This window comes from Sphingomonas sp. GW821-FHT09E03 (genome assembly GCF_059416225.1).
Window position 1 is genome coordinate 204,225 of the sequence record NZ_JBWKOS010000001.1, and the last position, 20,069, is coordinate 224,293.

Sequence of the window (20,069 nt, forward strand, 5' to 3'; positions counted from 1 at the left end):
CTGCCTTTTCGGTGGGCCGCTTGATGGGGACGGCGCGGTGTTTCTCCTCGGCGCGCAACAGGCGCGACGCGAGCAGGAACGGTCAGCTGTTGGTCAAGAGCACATCAGGATACGTGCTGTTCTTCAAGGATATGCTGTGCAGTTCGGCCAGTTTGCGCACGCTCAAACCACCATGCCAATGTGGCAATGATGAGCCAGCCGATGAACCAAGGCCAGGATGGCTCACGGTTGGTCTCGACCTGCCGCACGCTTGCGCGATCGCCGCCACCAACTTGGCTCAGCGTCCAGTCGCGACGATCCTTCGCGCGGAGGCCCGGCAGTGCGTCAGCCGGATAGACGTAGAAGGGCATTGCCGCGGGACCCGATGAACGGTGCCAGCCGGCGACGGTCGGCCAATAGCCCGCGCATCCGGCTGCTTCGCTCGCGGGATCGACGAGCGCCCGACCTACGTCTCCTGCGGGATCGGTCACGAAAATGGGACCGGCGCCGCAGATGGCCATTCGCTGGCCGGCGAACGCCGGATTTTCGACCCGTATGAACGGGCCGGCCTGCCGACGGGCGACATCCGAGACCAAGTGGCTCCACAATTCGTTGTGAGCATCGCCATGGCCGCTGGTGACGAGAGCGAAGCTGTCCTGAAGGCTGATCAAGGCGACCTTGCCGCGTCCGCTGCGCCGCGACAGCGCGAGCACAGTCCCGCGGATGTCGCGAAGGATCGGCAAGCCGCCCGCGAGGATCACCGCCTGTCGGGTCAGCAGCGGCACGGTTTCGCGCGCGCCTGCCATCGAGGCGGGGTCGTCGCGCGTACCGGGGCCACGGCGCGCGGCAAGCGCTTCGTCGCTGGGGACGTCGGCATCCAACGTCACCGGCGCGACGTCGGGGGTGCCGGATGCGGTCAATCCCAGAACGTGCCAGTCGCGCGGCACCGGCCCGGTTATCCGCACGATCAGGCCCAGGCCGCCCCGCACTGCGGCGGCGACGGCTTGGCGCCCGCCCGTGCCGATCGTGTCCCAGGCGCGGTCGTCGATGATGACTGCATCGACCTTCCCGAGTGCAGCCGTCGCTAGATCGGGCGGCGTATCGAATAGCGAGACGCCACCACCCACGTCGACGCGGACCTGTGGCGCCAGCCCCGCATCAGTCGCCCATCGGCGCAGATACTTGACTTCAGGGTTCGGCGCACCGGCAAGAATAAGGACGCGTGCGGGCGACGAGGAGGGGACCCGGACCGGTACGGATGCTTGCTCGATCAGTGCGCGCGATCCGTCGCGCAGACGCAAGGTAAAGAGCGTCGTTCCCGGGGCGCGTACGGTGCCGGATAGCGCGACATCGCCCGCTGGTCCGATCGGTTGCGTATCGACGATCTGCGAGGCTGGATCGAGCAACTCCGCCGATCCGCCTGCAAGCCGCGCGGCGCGGGCGGTCACGGCGAACCGCGCGCCGGCGGCGATCGGTGCCGGCGGTTGCAGCGCGATCAGGCCGCGTGGCTCGCTTGTGGGTTCGAAGCGCACCAACCGTCCGGCGGTGGCCTGCCGATCGCGGGGTTCCAGACCGGAGCCAACGATCCGCAGGGCGCCGGCATCGGGGTATCGCCTGAGGGCGGTCCCGAGATCGGGCAGGAGCTCGGCGCCGACCACGGCCGGCGCCTCGGGCAGCGCGATCAGCCGCTCGCCCGGTCCGGTCGGGACGAATCGGCGCGCCCCGGACGTCGCTATGACCAGCGTGCCGGTCGCCTTTCCTGCGGCAGCGGGGGGAAACAGCGCGCAGTAGAGCAACATGGCTGCCACCGGCTGCAGCGCCAGTAACACGGCTAGGCGCCAGCGCCGCGAACGGGATGACGCCGGGGCACGTCGCTGCCACAGGAGAAGCCGCACGCAGCCGAGCACGACCGCGAGGGTCAGGATCGCTGCGACGCACGTCGCAACAGTCATGGCAGCGCGTCCAGGTAGCGGCGGCCGATGGCGTCTCCGGCCGGGCGTCGGGTCAGCCCGGGGGTCGGCCGGGGCAGCGCGCTCCACAGCGTACCGCGCAGCTTCGCACGGCAGGCGGCGCAGGTCGGATCGCGACGCAGCGTGTCGATCGCGGCGGACAGGGCGAGAGGATCGGACACGCGCGCCGCGTTCGCGCGTACCCAGCGCGCCAATGCGTCCAGCCCGCCCACGTCGTTGCGCGTGTCGAGCGCCGCCCAGATCGCCGAGGGTGTCGCGTCGACCGGATCTGCAACGGTGGGAGCGAGGCCGCGCGCAGCCATGTCGGATCGGTCGCCCGTCAGCCGGCGTGCGGGATCAACCGGGGGCAGGTGCGATCCGGTGCGCGCGAGGAAGATGCGGGTCGCCTGCTGGACCTGTTTGATGAAGCGCAGCGCCTTGTACGCGAACGGCAGCGCGCGCCTGGGGTCGCCTAGTCGGAGTGCGGTTTCGGATTGGCGCATATTGTCGAGCGCCTGGCGCAACGTCGCGCGTGTCCCGGGGTCGAGCAGCGTCGCAGCTTCGGATTCGTCATGAGTGTGGCCGTACGTCTCGACGATCGCGCTCTCCTGCCCGAATTGAGGTACCGGAGCGGGAGGCTCCCCCGCATGTTCCTCCCCGGGCGGGGGCACGGCGCCCTCTTCCGCGTCGCTGGTCGGCATGGCGTTGGTCGCGCCACCGCCGACTTCCTCCCCCATGAACTGCCCATAGCGCATCCGCAAAAGGCGCTGGTCGTCGGCGATCGAGGTCGAGCGTGCGAGGAAGCGATCGGAAGCGGGGCGGGGACGCTCGGCGAGCAGCGCTTCGGCGTCGATAATGACCTGCCGCTGGCTGCTGAAATAGGCCGGCATCGTGCGGCGGGTCATCGCCTCCAGGCCGCTCTCGCCGCCGCTGGCGGGTGGGCGGCGAAGGATGATGGCAGGACCGATCACGCGCTGCGGCGCCGGCGAACGGGTGTCGGCGACGGTGAGCTGCGCGACAAGATCGCCGGGTTCGGTGAATCCGGTTCCGGCGATCGCGATGGTCGTTGCGAAGAGGCGACGGCGCGAGGCGCCGGTCCCACGAACGGTAACGATGCGTTGGCTGAAGCGGACGTTCTCGCCCTCGCCCTGCGCGACCACGAGGCGCAGCGACGCCACCGGTTGCACGCCATAATCGTCCGTCGCTTCGAACGACAGCGACCAGCTGCGCTGGCCCGGCGCCATTTGGACGAGCGTTGCGGCGGGCGAGATGAGGCGGATCTGGGGCGGCTGGTCGACGATCACATCGATGCGGTGCAGCGGCGGTGCGAGTTGCCCACCCTGCGCGACGACGCGGTAGAGGAAGGCCGAAGCGGCGGTGCGCGCGGCCGTCCATGTCACGCCCGATTGCGCGAGCCGTGTCCGCGTTCCGTCGAGGACGGCGAGCGCGGCGGCCACCGGCTCGGGCGAGAAGGCGAGCGTCCATTCGAGCCGCGATCCCGCCGGGACCCGCGCGTCGAGCGTATCGAGCGCGCGCACCGGCAGGCCGGTATAGGCGGGCGGGACCACCGTCAGGCGCTGTGCGGTCAGCGTAGGGACGCCGGGCTGCGCGGTGCCTTCATGTGCCGGGGACAGTGCGCCGCCCGGCCCGGCCCGGTCGGGCCAGAGCGCAATCGCGGCGATGATGATGGGGGCGGCCAGCCACAGCCCCGCCGTGGTTCGATGCGATCGAGTCCGATACAAATCGGGCGTGGGTTCGGTAGCCAGTCTCGCCTCGATCCGGGTGTGTTGCAGGCGCTGGAACGGCGTCAGCGCCGTCGGATCGGCAAACAGAAGGTCGCTACTATCCTCCGTGTCGGATCGCGCGGCATCGATCGCCGCGATCAGCCAGCGACGGTCGTAGCGACGCGCGCGGGTGCGGGCGATCAGGACGATCGCGACGGCGCCGAGGAGGGCCAGGGCGAACCCCGCCGCAGGGTTCGCCAGCCGCCAGCCTGATGCGGCGATGACGATCACGATCGGCGCCGCGAGCAGCACGTCGTCACGCATCGACCGCGTGCGCGCGGATCCGGCCCAGCCGGTAACGGGCGGCTCCAGGCTCATGGGGCGATCGCCCGCCCGGCACGGGTCGCGAGCCAGCGCTCGACCAGCCACGCGGCGGCGATGGCCAGCGCGAACCAGGGGCGGAGATCGCGCGACTGGCTCGCCGGGGGCAGGCGGCCGGGCAGCGGCCGGTACGCGCGCGCCGAGACCCGCGCCGGTGGCGGAGCAGGTGCGAGGCTCTGCGCAAGGTTCTTCGGGAAGCTGGGCTCGACGAGGGCGGGCATGGCGATCGGATCGAGCGGTTGCAGCAGTCGCGTGACGTGCCCCTTGCCCTCCGCCCGCGTCTCGGCGAGCGGCCGCCCGGTTTCGTCATGCCATGCCGGGACCGTGGGCCCCGCCTCGATCACCGTATCGCTGGCAACGAGCGCAGTGCCGCCGCCATCGATCCAGCGGGTTACGCCGGCGGGCAGCGTACCGCTCGCCAGCCAGATCAGCGCGGTCGTCTGCGATGGCAGCGCGCGCGCGGTATCGCCGACGTCGCTCGCGAGATCGAGTGCGGCGGTTGCCGCGCGGATATAGCGGGCACCGCTCGCATGCGCGGCGTCGGTGCGCAAGGCGAGGCGGAGCGGCGATGGGACGGGATTGCCCGCGGCCATGGCACCGGGGACGATCCGCCAGCGCACAGGGTGTGACACGCGTGGCCGCTCGGCATCCGCGCCGTCCAGCGTGGCCGGAACGACGATGGTCAACGGCGCCGTCGCGGCGGTTTGAAGGTCGAGCTGGCGGATCAGGCTGCCGATCGGAACCTGGCCTTGCGGGGAGGGAGTGTCCGCCGACGGAAAGCCGGGTGCGAGCCATACCGCGCGCGCGCTCGCATCCCGCGGCACGGTCGCGGGATCTGTTCCCGGGGCGAAGGCGATCACGGGTGTCGCATCCTGCGCGTCCAGCAGCGCCGGCGCGGCGAGGAAGAGCGACAGCAGTGCGAGCAACAACATTCGGGCCGCCAGCAACAGCAGTTCGTCGAACCTGGGCCGGTGGCGCGGGCGCGGCTTCTGGCGCAGCCAGCGCAATGCGGCGAAGTCGGTCGGGCGTTGCTCGGTTCGGCGTGCGAGATGCAGGACGAGCGGAACAAGGATCGCCCCGAGGGCCGCGAGGCCGAGCGGCAGCAGCAGCGTCGGGGTCATTCCCCGCCCACCCGGTTGCCGGTGCGGCCGAACAGCCGCTGCAGCGGCGTGTCGAGCGGCTGATCAAGGACGAGCGCGGCGTGGCGGACGCCGGCCGCGTCGAGCGCGGCGTGGAGGCCCGCCTGTGCCTCGCCGAAACGGGCAAGATAGTCCGCCCGCAAAGCGGCGGCGTCGCCGAGCAGGTCCTCGCCCGTCTCGGGGTCGCGGAACCGGTAGCCGCCGTCATAATCGAAATCGCGTTCGCCGACGGTCAGTATCTGTATGCCAAGCACTTCGCGCCCCGCCGCCGACAGGCGCCGCGCGAGATCGAGGCAGGCCGGGTCGAACCAGTCCGACAGGATGACGACCAGGTCGCGCGGGCCGACGCGCTCCCACAAGGGCGACAAGGCGGCCTCGTCGGGAAAGCCGCCCGCCGCCGCCAGTCCGTGAAGGTCGAGGTGGAGGCGGTCGCGGTGCCGCGTGCCGCTCGCCGGACGCGTCAGCGCGAGCCCCGCGTCGCGCAACGCGGCGAACGCGAACCGGTCGCCTTGTGCCAACGCCAGCTCGGCCAGCGCAGCGATCAAGCCCTTGCTCGCATGGAGCCTGGAATACTCAGGGCGGCGCCGGTCCGCTTGCGTCATGGACGCGCTCGCATCGAGCAGGATCCAGAGCGCGACGGGACTTTCCCGCTCGGCTTCGCGAACGAAGAAGCGATCCGATCGCGCGTACAGCTTCCAGTCGATCTGGCGCGGTTCGTCCCCGAATTCGTACGGCCGATATTGCGCGAATTCGAGACCCGTCCCGCGGCTGTGGCTTGCGTGCAGCCCGATCCCGCGATCCCCCACGGCACGGCGGGCGACCAGCGACAGTCCCTTCAACCTGTGCCGGACGTCAGCCGGTAGAAGTGTTTCAGGCACCCGGTCCTCTCATCGCGCCGACGAGCCGGGCGACAACCTGCTCCGGGCTGACACCCTCCGCCTCGGCAGCGAACGACAGGATCAGGCGGTGGCGCAGCACGGGCGCGGCAAGCGCGAGAATGTCGTCACGGGTCGCGGCAAGCCGCCCCTGGAGCAGCGCGCGCGCCTTGGCCGCGAGCACCAGAGACTGGCCGGCACGCGGCCCGGCCCCCCAACGGACATAGCTGCGGATTGCGTCCGGCATCGCGTCGCCCGGCCGGCTCGCACGGACGATCCGCGTGATCCAGTCGAGCAGGTCTTCGCCGAGATGCACGTCGCGCACCCAGCGGCGCAGCCGCATCACATCCTCCGCCCCGAGGACGCGCGGCACTGTCGCGGTGCGGCTGCCGGTGGTCTGCGCGATGATCGCGCGCTCCTCCGCCTCTGTCGGATAATCGACGCGGACGTGGAGCAGGAAGCGGTCCAACTGCGCCTCGGGCAGCGGATAGGTGCCGGCCTGCTCGATCGGGTTCTGCGTCGCCAACACGAAGAACGGGTCGGGCAGCGTGTAGGTGGTGCCGCCATAGCTGACGGTGCGCTCCTGCATCGCCTCCAGCAACGCGGCCTGCGTCTTGGGCGGCGTGCGATTGAGTTCGTCGGCCAGCAGCAGGTTGGTGAAGATCGGGCCTTGCTGGAAACGGAAATAGCGCTTGCCGGTGCCGTGATCCTCCTCGAGCAATTCGGTGCCCAGGATATCGCTCGGCATCAGGTCGGGCGTGAACTGGACGCGGCGGAAATCGAGCGCCAGCGCCTCGCCGAGCGACCGCACGAGCAGCGTCTTCCCGAGCCCGGGAACGCCTTCCATCAGGCAATGCCCGCCGGCGATCAGCGCGATCAGCAATTGCTCGACCACGGCCTCCTGCCCGACGATCGCCTGGCCGATGGCGGCGCGAAGATCGCCGAGTTTGGCCAATTGCGCGGCGACCTCGGTCTCGGTGACGTCCGTTCGGGTCATGTCGTTCATAAGAGCATACTCGGGGGAGGGCCTGTCTCAAACGGTCAGCGCGTACATGACGATGTTGACACCGAACTTCGTGTTGTCCTGCGCGAGAAAGCGCTTGTTGCGCCAGTCATAGTCCCATTCGCATCCGTAATCCTTGTTGCTGTACAGCAGCCCGAGCCGGCCATCGATCGTGATTCCCTTCAAATAGTCGTGGACGAGGTCGTCGCCCCAGCCGTTCAGTTCGAACGTCGTCGCTGGCGGGCCGGTGAACTTGAAGAAACTGGTGTAGATCGGATGCTTCGGCGGCAGCTTCTGCAGCGCGCGGGCCCCGAAGATCTTGGTCATCTGGCGTTCGAAGGATTGGGCGAACAGCCCGTCGATGTCGTGATTGCAGTCGTCGACCAGCACGAACCCGCCGTTGCGCACATAGCGTTCGAAGTTGCGCCGTTCGTCGGCGGAAAACTCGACCAGCTTGTGCCCGGCCATGTAGCAGAACGGCGCCGTCAGCATCTTCGGGTCGGCGAGCGCGACGACATGCTCTTTCGGGTCGACGCGCAGGTTGGTGTAATCGATCAGCGAGGTAAGGATGTTCGACGGCATCCGCTGGTCGACGTCCCAGTCGCCCGACTGATAGCGAAGCCGCGTGAACCAGAAGTCGTACGCCCCGGCGGCTGTGGCCGCGCGCGGGAGGAGGGCGGTGGCCACGGCCGCACCCATTAGCTTGAGGAAGTCGTGACGCGTCATGTCGTCTGGCATCGCCGTGTCACGCCACCACCCCGGCCCATGGCGGGGTGGTGGCGTTGAACGTCAGGCAAATCAGACCGCGTCCGACAGCGAGGTGAAGGTGAAGTCGCGTAGCTTCATCGGTGGGATCATCATCACCAGCGAGCTCTCGTCGCCCGCCACCCGAACCGGTTTGCCGAGTTCGTCGATGTTGTTGAGCATGATGACCGGACTTTCGTTGAAGCGGAAGTTCTTCACCGGATATTTGATCTCGCCATTCTCAATATAGAAGGTCCCGTCGCGCGTCAGGCCGGTCAGCAGTACGGTCTGCGGATCGACCATGCGAATATACCAGGTCCGCGACACAAGGATGCCGCGCTCGGTGCCGCGGATCAGGTCGGCGGTCGACTTGGTGCCGCCTGCCATCAGCAGGTTGCCCGGTGCGCCGACCGCGCGCTTGCCCTGTTTCTGGGCCCAGTAGCGCGAATAGTTGAGGTTCACGACCTTGCCGTCCTTGACGATCGGCATCGTCTCGCGCGGCAGGCCCTCGTCGTCCCACGGCATCACCGCGGCGCCGGGCGCCCAGGGGTCGGCCGTAAATGTGACACGCGGATCGTAGACCTGCTCGCCGACCTTGTTGCCGCCGCCCTTCTTCGACAGGAAGCTGCGCCCCTCGTCCGCCTGCCGCGCATCGAAGAAGTTCATCATGAAGCTGATGAGCCCCGCTGCCGCCGCGGGTTCGAGGATCACGGTGTATTTGCCGGGTTCCAGCGCGCGGGCGTCGACCGAGGCGGATGCCTTGCGGATGCCGGTGCGGATATCGGTCGCGGCGCTGAATGCCGCGGAATCCTGCAGGCTGCGACCGACCCAACCCGAGCCGCGACCGTCTTCGGAGCGGACCGTGCAGGTGTAATCCATTGAGGAGGCGCGCTGATAGCCGAAATTACCCTTGGAATTGGCGAACGCGACATAGCTTTGGCCATCCTGAAGGAAGCCGGCAGCGATCAGTTTCTCCGCCTTGCACGCGGTGATCGAGTCGCCCGCAACCTTGGCACGATAATCGGGATTGATGGCTGCGGTCGCGGCGCTGAACGTCGGCGAGGGTTTGTAGACCTGCTTGGCGACGGCAGGAACGAACTCGGGGTTTTCGGGGGCGAGCCGAGCGAGGTCTTCGGCGCGACGTACGACGCGTTCGAGCGAGGCATCATCGAACTGGTTGATCGTTGCGGTACCGACGCGCCTGCCGAACGCGACCTGCACGGCGAGATCCGAGTTGGTGATCACGCCACTGGTCGAGATGTTGTTCAGCGCGAACCGGATGTTGCCGTCGATCGACCCTGCCAGCTGTGCGGTGCATTCGTCGGCCTTGGAGAGCGCGACGACCTTGGTGAGGATGGCGCGCGCCTGCTCTTCGGTGAGGATGCTCATGACCTGTATCTCCTATCAGCCGAGCGAGCGGGCGGTGTTGATGACGTTTATACCGTTGAAGCGCGCGGTCGAGGAGCCGTGGCTCACCGTCGACACCTGGCTTGGCTGGCCCTTGCCATCGAAGAACGAGCCGCCCATCCGGTAGTCGCTCGCGTCGCAGACGCCGACGCACGCGTTCCAGAACTCGGGCGTGCGGATCTGATAGGCGACGTCCTCGATCTGCTGGGTGATCTTGCCGTTCTTGATCTCGTAGAACAGCTGCCCGCCGAACTGCGCATTGTAGCGCTGCTGGTCGATCGAGAAGCTGCCGTCACCGATGATGTAGATGCCGTTCTCAACGCCGCCGATCATGTCTGCGACGCTGTGCTTCTTCTTGCCGGCCTCCATGCTGACGTTGGGCATGCGCTGGAACTGCACGCTGGCCCAGTTGTCGGCATAGCAGCACCCGTCCGATGCGGACTTGCCGATGATGTGCGCCTGGTCGCGGATCGCCTCCAGGTCGACCAGCTTGCCGTCGCGGATCAGGTCCCATTTCTTGGTCTTGACGCCCTCGTCGTCGTAACCGACTGCGCCGAGGCTGCCATATTGCGTCTTGTCGGCGACGATCGAGACTTCGGGGCTGCCGTACTGGAAGCGCTGCTTGACCTTGTCGAGCGTGACGAACGAGGTCCCGGCATAATTGGCTTCATAGCCGAGCACGCGATCGAGCTCGAGCGGATGGCCGATCGATTCATGGATGGTCAGCCAGGTATGCGACGGATCGAGCACGAGATCGTATTTGCCGGGTTTCACGGACGGCGCCTTGAGCTTTGCCTGCGCCTGTTTGGCGGCGGCGATTGCGTCCTCCTTCATGTCGTAGGACAGGCCGTAGTTCACGACCCCGTTGGGCGAGATGAACTTGCCCGAGGCGGCACCGTCGAGATATTCGTAGCCCATGCCCATCGGCGCGGAGAGGCCTTCTCGGGTGCGGAACTTGCCGGACGCCTTGTCGATCGCGGTGACGGTCAGCGGCGCCCAGATGCGGTGCACGTCCTGGTCGATGTACGATCCGTCGGTTGAGGCGAAATACTTCTGCTCGTTGACGAGGAACAGGATCGAGTTGACGAAGCTCGCCCCGGCGTCGATCGCCGCAGCGTTGACGCCGAGCAGCAGATCGACCTTTTCCTTGAGCGGTACCGCCATCGCGTTCTTCTTGATGGGCGTGCGCCACGATACCTCGCCTACGCCGGGCGTGGGCGCGAGCTGCACCGGCGCGGTCTGCGACGTGGCATTGGCCTTGGCGATCGCCGTGGCGAGCTTGGCGGCGTTGGCGACCGCGTCAACGGTCATTTCGTTGGTGGCGGAAAATCCCCATGCGCCATTGGCGATGACGCGGACGCCGATCCCGGTCGATTCGGTGCTGACGACGTTCTCGACGTTCTTTTCGCGCGTGATGACGAACTGGCGCAGGTACCGGCCGACGCGGACGTCGCAATAGCTGGCGCCAACGCTTTTAGCGGCGTTCAGTGCGGCGTCGGCGAGGCGCTTCTTCACGGCGACGTCGACGGTCGAGATCAGCTCCTCGGCGGCGATCGCGCGTCCGAGGAAGGTCGGCAACAGACCGCCGCCAAGTGCCAAGCCGCTCGCGGCCAGGAAGTCCCGTCTATCCAACGCCGTTCCCCCAATATCGCCCGCGAGTGTCCTCTGCGTGGCGCTTCCCTGTCCCGGTGGCGACGATCGCGTGTTGATCGTGCCCTTGTCCGAGATCGGATCATCGCGCGCGTTTCGACGGTCGTCAACACGGTGTTTTACCGAACTGCTACAGCACGGGTGTTGGCCCGATTGCCCTGAACCCGACGGACCGTGCTCGCGCGGCAATGTTTAGCACTTAAACAGATCGAACCCGGCGCCAACGAACACACCGGCGATAAACCGTCATCGCCGGTCTTTTAGCTCAGGCGAAGGCCACCCCGCTTACACTCGCTAGCGCCACTGTCGAAGAACGGGCGGAGTGCGACCGGGATGACCTCGCGGCAGTAGAAATGCCCGTGCGAGGAACATCGAAGAGCAGCCATGCGGCTAAGTTGTACGCATCCTTTGCAAACAAGGATGGTGATGCGCCCTCGAATCCTGCGGAATTATGATTTGCCGCCCCTTGGGCAGATGCTGGTGACCCCTACGGGAATCGAACCCGTGCTTCAGCCGTGAAAGGGCCGCGTCCTAACCGCTAGACGAAGGGGCCAGCGCCGATGTCCCCTAGGCGGCGCGGGCGGCGGGGTCAAGCCGCTCAATCGGCCCAGGCGGCGTCTTCGAGGTGGAGCTCGGCGGCAGGGCGGCTCCCCCAGTCGTCGATCTTGGCGCGGCCGGCGAGCCACAGCCGGCGGTGCGGCGCGGCGGAGAGCAGCGCCTGGCCGAGCGCATTGTCGGCGGCGCGGAACGCCATCGCCTTGAGGCTGCGGCCGTCGTCGCCTGCCACCACCGCGCGGACATGGCCGTTGCCGACCACATCGGCCTTGATGATCCGCACCGGCCCCATCGCCACCCGCGGCGCCGGCCAGCCCATGCCATAGGGGCCGCCGACCTCAAGCGCCTCGACCAGCGCGGGATTGACGCCGCCGGCGGCGAGCACCGCATCGAGCAGCAGCGAACGATCCTCGCGGGCACGGTCGACAGGATCTGCGAGCCGCTGCTCGAGGAAGTCGGCAAAAGCGACGAGCTCGCCTGCCGCGATCGTCAGGCCCGCCGCCATTGCATGGCCGCCGCCGGCGACGAGCAGGCCATGCTCCTTGGCGGCGAGCACCGCGGCGCCGAGATCGACGCCGGGAATCGAGCGCCCCGATCCCTTGCCGAGGCCCTGTTCGTCGAGCGCGATCACGATTACCGGGCGGCCGAGCTTCTCCTTGAGCCGCCCGGCGACGATGCCGATCACCCCGGGGTGCCAGCCGAGCCCGGCGACCACCGCGACGCGGCGGTCCTCGGCGGCGAGCAGCTCGGCCGCCTCCTGGACGCCGGCCTCGATGGTACGGCGCTCGTCATTGAGCCGGTCTAGCTCCTCGGCGATGGCCCGCGCCTCCTCGGGATCGCGGGTGGTGAGCAGGCGGACGCCGAGATCGGCGCGGCCCACCCGGCCGCCGGCGTTGATCCGAGGCCCCAGCGCGAAGCCGAGATCGCTGCAGGTCGGCGCGCGGGTGAGCCGGGATGCCTCGATCAGCGCGGCGACGCCGATGTTGCGGCGCTGCGCCATCACCTTGAGACCCTGGGCGACGAAGGCGCGGTTGAGCCCCCTGAGCTGGGCGACATCGGCGACGGTGCCGAGCGCTACCAGATCGAGCAGGTCGATCAGCTTGGGCTCGGGCCGATCCTGGAAGAAGCCGCGCGCACGCAGCGTGCGGATCAGCGCCGCGGCAAGCAGGAAGCAGACGCCGACCGCGGCGAGATGGCCGTGCGCGGCGCCTTCATCCTCGTCGAGCCGGTTGGGGTTCACCACCGCATGGGCGTGCGGGAGGGTGGCGGCGCATTTGTGATGGTCGACCACCAGCACGTCGACCCCGGCGTCGCGCGCGGTCGCCAGCGCCTCGAACGCCTGCGCGCCGCAATCGACGGTGACAATCAGCGACGCACCCTCGTTCTTGAGCCGGACCATCGCGGCGCCCGACGGGCCATAGCCCTCGGTCAGCCGGTCGGGGATGTAGGCGCGCGCCTCCAGCCCGAGGTCGCGCAGCACCAGGATCATCACCGCCGCCGAGGTTGCGCCATCGACGTCATAATCGCCGAACACCGCGATCTGCTCGCCGGCCGCGACCGCATCGGCGAGGCGGGTGGCGGCGCGATCCATGTCGCGGAAGATCGACGGATCGGGCATGAACGCGCGGATCGAGGGCGCGCGATGCTGGTCGAGCGCCTCGCGCGGGCAGCCGCGGGCGAGCAGCAACTGCGTGACGAGATCGTCGCCGCCAAAGCCGTCCGCGCCGACGCCGTCGCGAGTATCGGCAGACAGCGCGCGCCAGCGCCACGGCTGGCCGAGGATCGAGGTGGTGACGCCGAGGACAGGGGTCATGCGCGGGGTGACAGCGAGGCAATGGTGGAGGACATCGTTCCCGTTACCACCGCCACGCCCGGATCGCACGGGCCGATGTGGGACGGGAGCTGGGGCTGAGGGTAGATTGCTGGTCGTCGATCGCGAACGCCGAGCCAACCATCCGCTTCACCAACAGCGAAAACCCATCTCCTCAGCGCTTCACCCAGGCGCCCTCGCGAAACCATTTGGTGACGATGTACTTGGTCCCCACCACCACGTCCGTCCCCTCGTGCAGCGTCAGCAGATTGGGGCTGCCGTCCGGGTTCATGTTGTTCCAGCACAAGAGCAGGCCGCGCCGCGGCGCGATTTTGAACCCGGCCTGCGGGAACCAGGTAGCGCCGCCATCGGCGACGTCGTTGAGGTAGATCATCGCGGTCCAGGTGCGCTGGCCGCCCGATGCCTTCATCGCCGGCCAATAACTCTCGGCCTCGTGGAAGAAATCATGGTGGGCGCGGAAATGCTGGCCGGGGGCGTAGCGCTGACCCTGCATGGTCTCGCCGTGGTCGGGGTCGATGCCGAGCAGTTGCGCGATTGATTCGTCGATCGGCTGCACCGCGGGCGACCAGCGGTCCATGTCGCAGCTCTCGCTGGTGCGAAAGTCGTCCTTGACGGTGTCCGACAGCAGGGTGGAGGGGCGGCGATTGGCGTCGATCAGCGCGATCAGCGCGTCGCATTGCGCGGCATCAAGGAAGTCGAGATGGTAGAAGACCTGCGCGGCCTCGATCTCGGCCTTGGTGACGCTCGGATTGGCGTCTAGCCGCTCGGCGACGCGGCGTCCGACCAGCTGGCGGGCCTTGCTGGGCTTGCTGGCGGAAAAAGATTTGCGGAAGAACATGAGCCCAACGGTGCCGCTGGTAACCGGCAAAGGCAAGGGCCCGGCCGCCCGGCCGAGCCCTCTTTACCGATCAACCGTCAAGTTGACCGCCGCTTACCAGAAGATGTCGTAAACGACGTCGACCACCCGGCCCGAGCGCAGGTCGACGAGCATCGCATCGTCATAATAGCGCACCCAGCGATAGGGGCCGTACGCCTCCGGGAGGCGATAGTCGTAGGGATCGTCGATCCAGTAATTGTCGCTCCACAGCACCGACGACAGCACAGACCCGATCGAGAAGCGGCGATAGCCATAGCCCCAGCCGCCAGGCGCATAATAATGCGGCAGGCGATAGGCGCCGCGGTTCACCTGGCGGTAGCTGTTCCAATTGTAGCGATTGTCGCCGCGCCAGCCGCGGTTCCACGCCCCGGCGCGATTGTCGGCATAGCCGCGGCCTGCGCCGGCGCCATAACCGCCGCCGTACCCTCCGCCATAATTGCCGCGATCACCGCCGCGGCCACGGTCGTCGCGACCACGCTGGCCGGCCTGGATGACATTGTTGCGATCGCCGCGATCGCCGCGCGGGTCCTGGCCACCCTGAAACTGCACCGGGCGACCTTGGCTCCCGCGACCATCCTGGAACTGAACCGGGCGACCCTGACCCTGGCGACGCTCGTCACCGCGGCCGCCGGTGAAATCCGGGCGACCGGCCGCAAGGTCGCGCCCGCCGCGATCCGGTCCACGGTCGGCGGCGAAGGCCTGGCGATCGGGGCCGCGATCGGCCTGGAATGGCTGCGGCTGGCCGCGCTGGCCGTTGACCGGCTGCACCGCACCTTGTGGCCGCTGGTAGTTGCGATTGCCGCGGTCACCGCGCTCGCCGCGGCCGCCCTGATGCTCGGCGCGGCCCTGGCGGTCCGGCTGCTGGGCCTCCTGCGCGTGGGCGGCAATCGGCATCAGCGCGGTGGCGGCCAGCAATGCCTTGATCACGATGTTCATGGTCGTCCTCACTCCCGCCGGCACCCGGGCCGGCTCCGATGATCGACGATTACGCCCGGCGCGTTGATCGAAGGCTGAACTGGTTCGTCAGCATTGCGAAAGCTTCGCGGAGGCTCAGTCGCGGTGCGGCACCAGCGCCGGCACCACGCGCGCGGCATCGGCGGCGTCGATCCCCGGGCGGGCACCGGCGGTGATCGTCTCCTCGCCGCGCAGCGCCCGCCCGGCGCGCTGGATCGCCTCGATCAGCCGCGGATAGACGCCGCAACGGCACAGATTGTCGATGCCTGCGCGGATCGCCGCCTCATCGGGCTCGGCGTCCTTCTTGAGCAGCACGGCGGCGGCCATGATCATGCCCGGGATGCAGAAGCCGCATTGCGGCAGGTTGGCGGCGATAAAAGCAAGCTGGAGCGGGTGGTTGCGCTCGTGGCTGAGGCCTTCGATGGTGGTGACATAGGTGCCCTCCACCGTGCCGATCGGCACCTGGCAGGCGCGCACCGCGCGGCCGTCGACATCGACGGTGCAGGCGCCGCACGCGCCGGTGCCGCAGCCATATTTGGTGCCGGTGAGGTTTGACGCGTCGCGCAGCGCCCAAAGCAGCGGCGTCGCAGGGTCGAGCCGGTATTCGACCGGCTGGTTGTTGACGGTGAGGCGCGTCATGCCGTCTCCTAGCCTCAGCCACCAAGCCCGAACAGTGCGTTTCGATCCAGGCGATTGCGGCAGGGCTGGTGCCTGCCGATGGTGCCGGCATGACGCTTCCCACCCTCTTCATCCCACACGGCGGCGGCCCGTGCTTCTTCATGGACCCGCACGGCGGCCCGGCGGACCCGATGTGGCAGCCGATGCAAGCCTATCTCGCCGGGCTGATCGCCTCGCTGCCGGAGCGGCCGCGCGCTATTCTGATGGTCTCGGGCCATTGGGAAACGGCCGCGGTGACGGTGCATGTCGGCGACGGCAAGCCGTTGCTGTTCGACTACGCCGGCTTCCCGCCGCACACCTACCAATTGCGCTGGGACGCGCCGGGCGCGCCCGATGTCGCCCGCCGGGCCGCGGCGCTGCTGATGGCGGCGGGCCATGAGGTCGGCGAGGAGGCGAGCCGGGGCTGGGACCATGGCGTGTTCATCCCGATGATGGTCGCGGTGCCGGACGCCGACATCCCGCTGGTGCAGCTTTCGCTGCGCGCCGATCTCGATCCCGCCGCGCACCTCGCGGTCGGCGCCGCGCTCGCGCCGTTGCGCGACGAGGGCGTGCTGATCGTCGGCTCGGGGATGAGCTTCCACAATCTGCGCGCCCGCGGACCCCAGGTGACGCCGGTGGCGGCCGAATGGGACAATGCGCTGGCCGCCGCGGTGACTGACCCCGATCCAGATTGCCGCGCCGCGCGGCTCGCCAACTGGCGCTCGCTGCCGCACGCCCGCTTCGCCCATCCCGAGGCCGAGCATCTGCTGCCGCTGATGGTTACGGTCGGCGCCGGCGGCGGTGACCGGGCGGTGCGCGACTATCGCGATACGGTAATGGGGTGGGTCGTCTCGGGATTCCGCCTCGGCTGATCCGCTTGCCACCGGCTGCGCGCGCGGCCTATGCCCACCGGCAAAGATCCACGAGAGGGGCCGCGTTCGTCCATGGCAATGCATTTCGATACCACCAGCAGCAGCGATCCGGCCGCCGCCGGCGACGCCGCCCACGGCTATGACGCACCGGACCTGCGCGTCTTCGTGTTCGCGCTGTTCTTCATCTTTGGCGGGATCACCAGCCTCAACGACGTGATCATCCCCAAGCTGAAGGAGCTGTTCACGCTCGATCACTTTACCTCGCAGCTGGTGAATTCGGCGTTCTTCTTCGCTTATGCGCTGTTCTCGCTGCCCGCCGCGGCGATCGTGCGTCGGTTCGGCTACATGCGCACCGCCTCGATCGGCCTCGTCACGATGACCGCGGGCTGCCTGCTGTTCATTCCGGCGTCCTCCTCGGCGACCTTCGGCATGTTCCTGCTTGCCTTGTTCGTGCTCGGCGCCGGCATCACGGTGGTCCAGGTCGTCTCCAACCCGCTGATCTCGCTGCTCGGCAAGCCCGAGACGGCACCGAGCCGGCTGACCTTCGCCCAGGCGTTCAACTCGCTCGGCACCACCATCTTCCCGCGGGTCGGCTCGGCACTGATCCTTGGCGGCCTCGCGTCGTTGTCGGCCGCGTCGCTGACCGGCGCCGCGCTCGAGGCCTATCGCGTCGAATCGTCGCGCGCGATCGTCCACACCTATCTTGGCCTTGCGGTCGCCTTGCTGGTGATCGCCGCGGTGGTCTGGACCCGCCGCAACCGGCTCCAGGAGGAGCAGGAAAAGGGTGGCAGCATCTTCCACCCGCTCACGCTGCTCTCCAGCCCGCGCTTCGCGATGGGCGCCCTGTGCATCTTCCTCTACGTCGGCGCCGAAGTCTCGATCGGCTCGCTGATCGTCTCCTATCTCACCCAGAGCGACGTGTGGGGCGTCAGCGACCAGATCGCCGGCAACCACGTCTTCTATTATTGGGGTGGCGCGCTCGTCGGCCGCTTCATCGGCTCGGGCGTGCTGCGGCTGGTGTCGCCGGGCAAGGTGCTCGCCTGCGTTGCCACCGGCTCGATCGCGCTGATCCTGATCTCGGCCAACACCGTGGGCGATGTCTCGGGTTGGACGCTGCTCGCGATCGGGCTGATGAACTCGATCATGTTCCCGACGATCTTCAGCCTCGCCAGCGCCGGTCTTGGCAAGCGCGCGGCCGAGGGCTCGGGGGTCATCGCCACCGCGATCGTCGGCGGCGCCGTGGTGCCGCCGCTCACCGGCTATCTCGCCGACCAGAGCGGCTCGCTCCACTTCTCGCTGCTGCTGCCGGCGCTCTGCTACGCCGTGATCGGCGCCTACGGGCTGTACGCCAGCCGCCAGCCGATGAAGGTGGCGCGCTAACGCCTATCATCCCGCCCTGTCATCCCAGCGTCAGCCGGAATGAAAGGGCGGGGTCGGCGGATTAAACCCGCACCAACATCTTGCCCTTGTTCTGCCCGGAGAACAGCCCGAGGAACGCCTCGGGCATTCGCTCCAGCCCGTCGATCACCGTCTCCTCGCCGGAGAGCTTGCCGTCCTTCAGCCAGCCGCCCATGTCGCGGTAGAAGTCGGCGGCGCGGTCGGCGAAGTCGGTGACGATGAAGCCCTGCAGCCGCACCCGCATGCCGATCATCCGCGCGATGTAGCGCAGTTGCACCGGATCGGCGGCGTTATAGCCATCGATCATCCCGCACACCGCGAAGCGCGCGTGAAGCCTGGCGTGGGCGAACGCCGCATCGAGGTGATCGCCACCGACATTGTCGAAATAAACGTCGATGCCGTTGCGCGCCTGCTCGCCGAGCGCCTGCACAATTGGCGTGCCGGCCTTGTAGTCGATCACCGAATCGGCGCCGAGCGACTGCACCCAGGCGCATTTCTCCGGGCCGCCGGCCGAGGCGATGACATGCATGCCCCGCGCCTTGGCGATCTGCACCACCGTCGAGCCGACCGCGCCGGCGGCGGCCGAGACGAACACCGTTTCGCCCTCCTGCGCCGCGGCGATATCGAGCAGCCCAAAATAGGCCGTCATCCCCGGCACGCCCAATTGGCCGAGATAGGCCTGCGGCTCGACGTCGAGCTGCGGCAGCGGCTTGACCTGGTCGGCGGGGAGCACCGCCTCGTCGCGCCAGCCGGCGAAATGCTGGACGATCTCGCCGGGCGTGAACTGGTCGGAGCGGCTCTCCGTCACCCGCCCGATCGCCCCGCCGGTCATTGGCTCGCCGAGCGCGAACGGCGGCGTGTAGCTCTTCACGTCGTTCATCCGCCCGCGCATATACGGATCGACCGACAGCCACTCGTTGGCGATCCGCACCTCGCCATCGGCGAGCTCGGCCCGGCCGAGATCGAGCAATCGGAAATTGTCGGCAGTCGGCAGGCCCTCGGGGCGGGACACCAGACTCCAGGCACGCGCCATCAGATCGCTCCCGAGAAGGTGTCGCACTGGGCAGGGTCGCCCGTCTCGATGCCGCGGCGCAGCCACTTCATCCGCTCCGCCGAGGTGCCATGGGTGAAGCTGTCGGGCACCACGCGGCCCTGCGACTGCTGCTGGAGCGTGTCGTCGCCGATCGCATGCGCGGCGGTCAGGCCCTCCTCGAGGTCGCCCGGATCCATCCGGTCGCGGTTCTTGGCCGCCCACACCCCGGCGTAGCAATCGGCCTGCAGCTCGAGCCGCACCGAGGCGGCATTGCCCTGGGTCTCGCTGCCGCCGCGCTGGATCTGCTGCACCTTGTCCGAGGTGCCGAGCAGATTCTGGATGTGATGGCCGAACTCATGCGCGATCACATAATCCTGCGCGAAATCGCCCTTGGCCTGGAAGCGGTTGGCGAGCTCGTCGAAGAAGGCGGTGTCGAGATAGATGTCGTGGTCGGTCGGGCAGTAGAAGGGGCCCATCGCCGATTGCGCCGCGCCGCAGCCGGACTCGCCGTTGTTGCTGAAGAAGCGCAGGCCCGGGGCTTCAAACTGCTGGCCCTCCTGCGCGAAGATCGCCGCCCAGGTCTTCTGCGCCGAGCTGAACGCGTTGCACGCGGCATGCTTGGCGGGATCCGACGTGCAGACGCTGGTAGCGCTGGTGCCGTCGCCCGCGGTGCCGCTGGCAGGGCGCGAGATCTGCGTGCCGGTCTGGCTGCCGCCACCACCCAGCATCCCGCCGATGTTGCCGAGCCCGCCGAACACCGCGAGCAGGATCAGCACCACGACGATGCCGCCGCAGCCGAACCGGCTGCCGATCAACGGCAGCAAGCCGAACAGCAGCCCGCCGCCGCCACCACCACCGCCGCCCAGGCCACCAAAGCCACCGCCTCGGTTGCCCTGATCCTCGACGTTGATGTTGGGATCGAAATCGTCGAGGCGCATGCCAGGCTCCGTTGCTGTTCCGTCACGAAATGCTTGGCGAGGCTGGTGGTTGCAACCGCACGGTGCGCCGGGCAGGAGATTGATGCCAGGAGATTGGCGCGCA

General features: G+C 68.3%; 16 protein-coding genes and 1 tRNA gene. 2 read left to right on the forward strand and 15 right to left on the reverse strand.

Annotated features, from left to right (window positions below):
- Positions 1-104 precede the first annotated feature (104 nt).
- From AC07M8_RS01100 to AC07M8_RS01160, 13 genes are all read right to left on the reverse strand, one after another.
- Complete coding sequence (locus AC07M8_RS01100) at positions 105-1,931, reverse strand: serine/threonine-protein kinase (RefSeq protein WP_495172621.1); 1,827 nt, start codon at positions 1,929-1,931, stop codon at positions 105-107.
- A complete protein-coding gene (locus AC07M8_RS01105) occupies positions 1,928-3,964 on the reverse strand; it encodes a DUF4175 domain-containing protein (protein WP_495172622.1) in 2,037 nt (678 codons plus the stop codon). The genes AC07M8_RS01100 and AC07M8_RS01105 overlap by 4 nt, the downstream gene beginning before the upstream one ends.
- A gap of 62 nt (positions 3,965-4,026) precedes the next feature.
- Complete coding sequence (locus AC07M8_RS01110) at positions 4,027-5,154, reverse strand: BatA domain-containing protein (protein WP_495172623.1); 1,128 nt, start codon at positions 5,152-5,154, stop codon at positions 4,027-4,029.
- Positions 5,151-6,011, reverse strand: coding sequence for a DUF58 domain-containing protein (locus tag AC07M8_RS01115; protein ID WP_495172624.1), 861 nt, complete (start codon positions 6,009-6,011; stop codon positions 5,151-5,153). Before AC07M8_RS01115 ends, AC07M8_RS01110 begins: the two co-directional genes overlap by 4 nt.
- Positions 6,012-6,042: 31 nt before the next feature.
- Complete coding sequence (locus AC07M8_RS01120; protein ID WP_495172625.1) at positions 6,043-7,044, reverse strand: AAA family ATPase; 1,002 nt, start codon at positions 7,042-7,044, stop codon at positions 6,043-6,045.
- A 36-nt stretch (positions 7,045-7,080) separates the two neighbouring features.
- Positions 7,081-7,776: a DUF4159 domain-containing protein gene (locus AC07M8_RS01125; protein ID WP_495172626.1), complete on the reverse strand. Its 696-nt coding sequence runs from the start codon at positions 7,774-7,776 to the stop codon at positions 7,081-7,083.
- Positions 7,777-7,848: 72 nt separating this feature from the next.
- Positions 7,849-9,183 (reverse strand): TldD/PmbA family protein, encoded by a 1,335-nt coding sequence (locus AC07M8_RS01130; RefSeq protein WP_495172627.1) that lies wholly within the window; start codon positions 9,181-9,183, stop codon positions 7,849-7,851.
- A gap of 15 nt (positions 9,184-9,198) precedes the next feature.
- Positions 9,199-10,833 carry a TldD/PmbA family protein gene (locus tag AC07M8_RS01135; RefSeq protein WP_495172628.1) on the reverse strand — a complete coding sequence of 545 codons (1,635 nt, stop codon included), beginning with the start codon at positions 10,831-10,833 and terminating at the stop codon, positions 9,199-9,201.
- Positions 10,834-11,329: 496 nt separating this feature from the next.
- A tRNA-Glu gene (locus tag AC07M8_RS01140) sits at positions 11,330-11,404 on the reverse strand.
- 45 nt (positions 11,405-11,449) lie between these two features.
- A complete protein-coding gene (recJ, locus tag AC07M8_RS01145; protein ID WP_495172629.1) occupies positions 11,450-13,219 on the reverse strand; it encodes a single-stranded-DNA-specific exonuclease RecJ in 1,770 nt (589 codons plus the stop codon).
- A gap of 172 nt (positions 13,220-13,391) precedes the next feature.
- Positions 13,392-14,075, reverse strand: a complete 684-nt coding sequence (locus AC07M8_RS01150) for a prolyl hydroxylase family protein (protein WP_495172630.1) — start codon at positions 14,073-14,075, stop codon at positions 13,392-13,394.
- A 93-nt stretch (positions 14,076-14,168) separates the two neighbouring features.
- Entirely contained in the window at positions 14,169-15,050 is an 882-nt protein-coding gene (locus AC07M8_RS01155; protein WP_495172631.1) for an RcnB family protein, read from the reverse strand.
- Positions 15,051-15,164: 114 nt separating this feature from the next.
- Positions 15,165-15,707, reverse strand: coding sequence for a (2Fe-2S)-binding protein (locus AC07M8_RS01160; protein ID WP_495172632.1), 543 nt, complete (start codon positions 15,705-15,707; stop codon positions 15,165-15,167).
- Positions 15,708-15,796: 89 nt separating this feature from the next.
- Between AC07M8_RS01160 and AC07M8_RS01165 the strand changes: the two genes are divergently transcribed.
- Together AC07M8_RS01165 and AC07M8_RS01170 are read left to right on the forward strand one after the other, a co-directional pair.
- Complete coding sequence (locus AC07M8_RS01165; protein ID WP_495172633.1) at positions 15,797-16,597, forward strand: DODA-type extradiol aromatic ring-opening family dioxygenase; 801 nt, start codon at positions 15,797-15,799, stop codon at positions 16,595-16,597.
- Positions 16,598-16,669: 72 nt separating this feature from the next.
- Positions 16,670-17,977, forward strand: a complete 1,308-nt coding sequence (locus AC07M8_RS01170; RefSeq protein ID WP_495172634.1) for a sugar MFS transporter — start codon at positions 16,670-16,672, stop codon at positions 17,975-17,977.
- A gap of 61 nt (positions 17,978-18,038) precedes the next feature.
- Here the strand turns inward: AC07M8_RS01170 and AC07M8_RS01175 are convergent, their stop codons facing one another.
- Together AC07M8_RS01175 and ypfJ are read right to left on the reverse strand one after the other, a co-directional pair.
- Positions 18,039-19,028 carry an NADP-dependent oxidoreductase gene (locus AC07M8_RS01175; RefSeq protein ID WP_495172635.1) on the reverse strand — a complete coding sequence of 330 codons (990 nt, stop codon included), beginning with the start codon at positions 19,026-19,028 and terminating at the stop codon, positions 18,039-18,041.
- Positions 19,028-19,966: a KPN_02809 family neutral zinc metallopeptidase gene (gene ypfJ, locus AC07M8_RS01180; protein WP_495172636.1), complete on the reverse strand. Its 939-nt coding sequence runs from the start codon at positions 19,964-19,966 to the stop codon at positions 19,028-19,030. The genes AC07M8_RS01175 and ypfJ overlap by 1 nt, the downstream gene beginning before the upstream one ends.
- Positions 19,967-20,069: the final 103 nt, after the last annotated feature.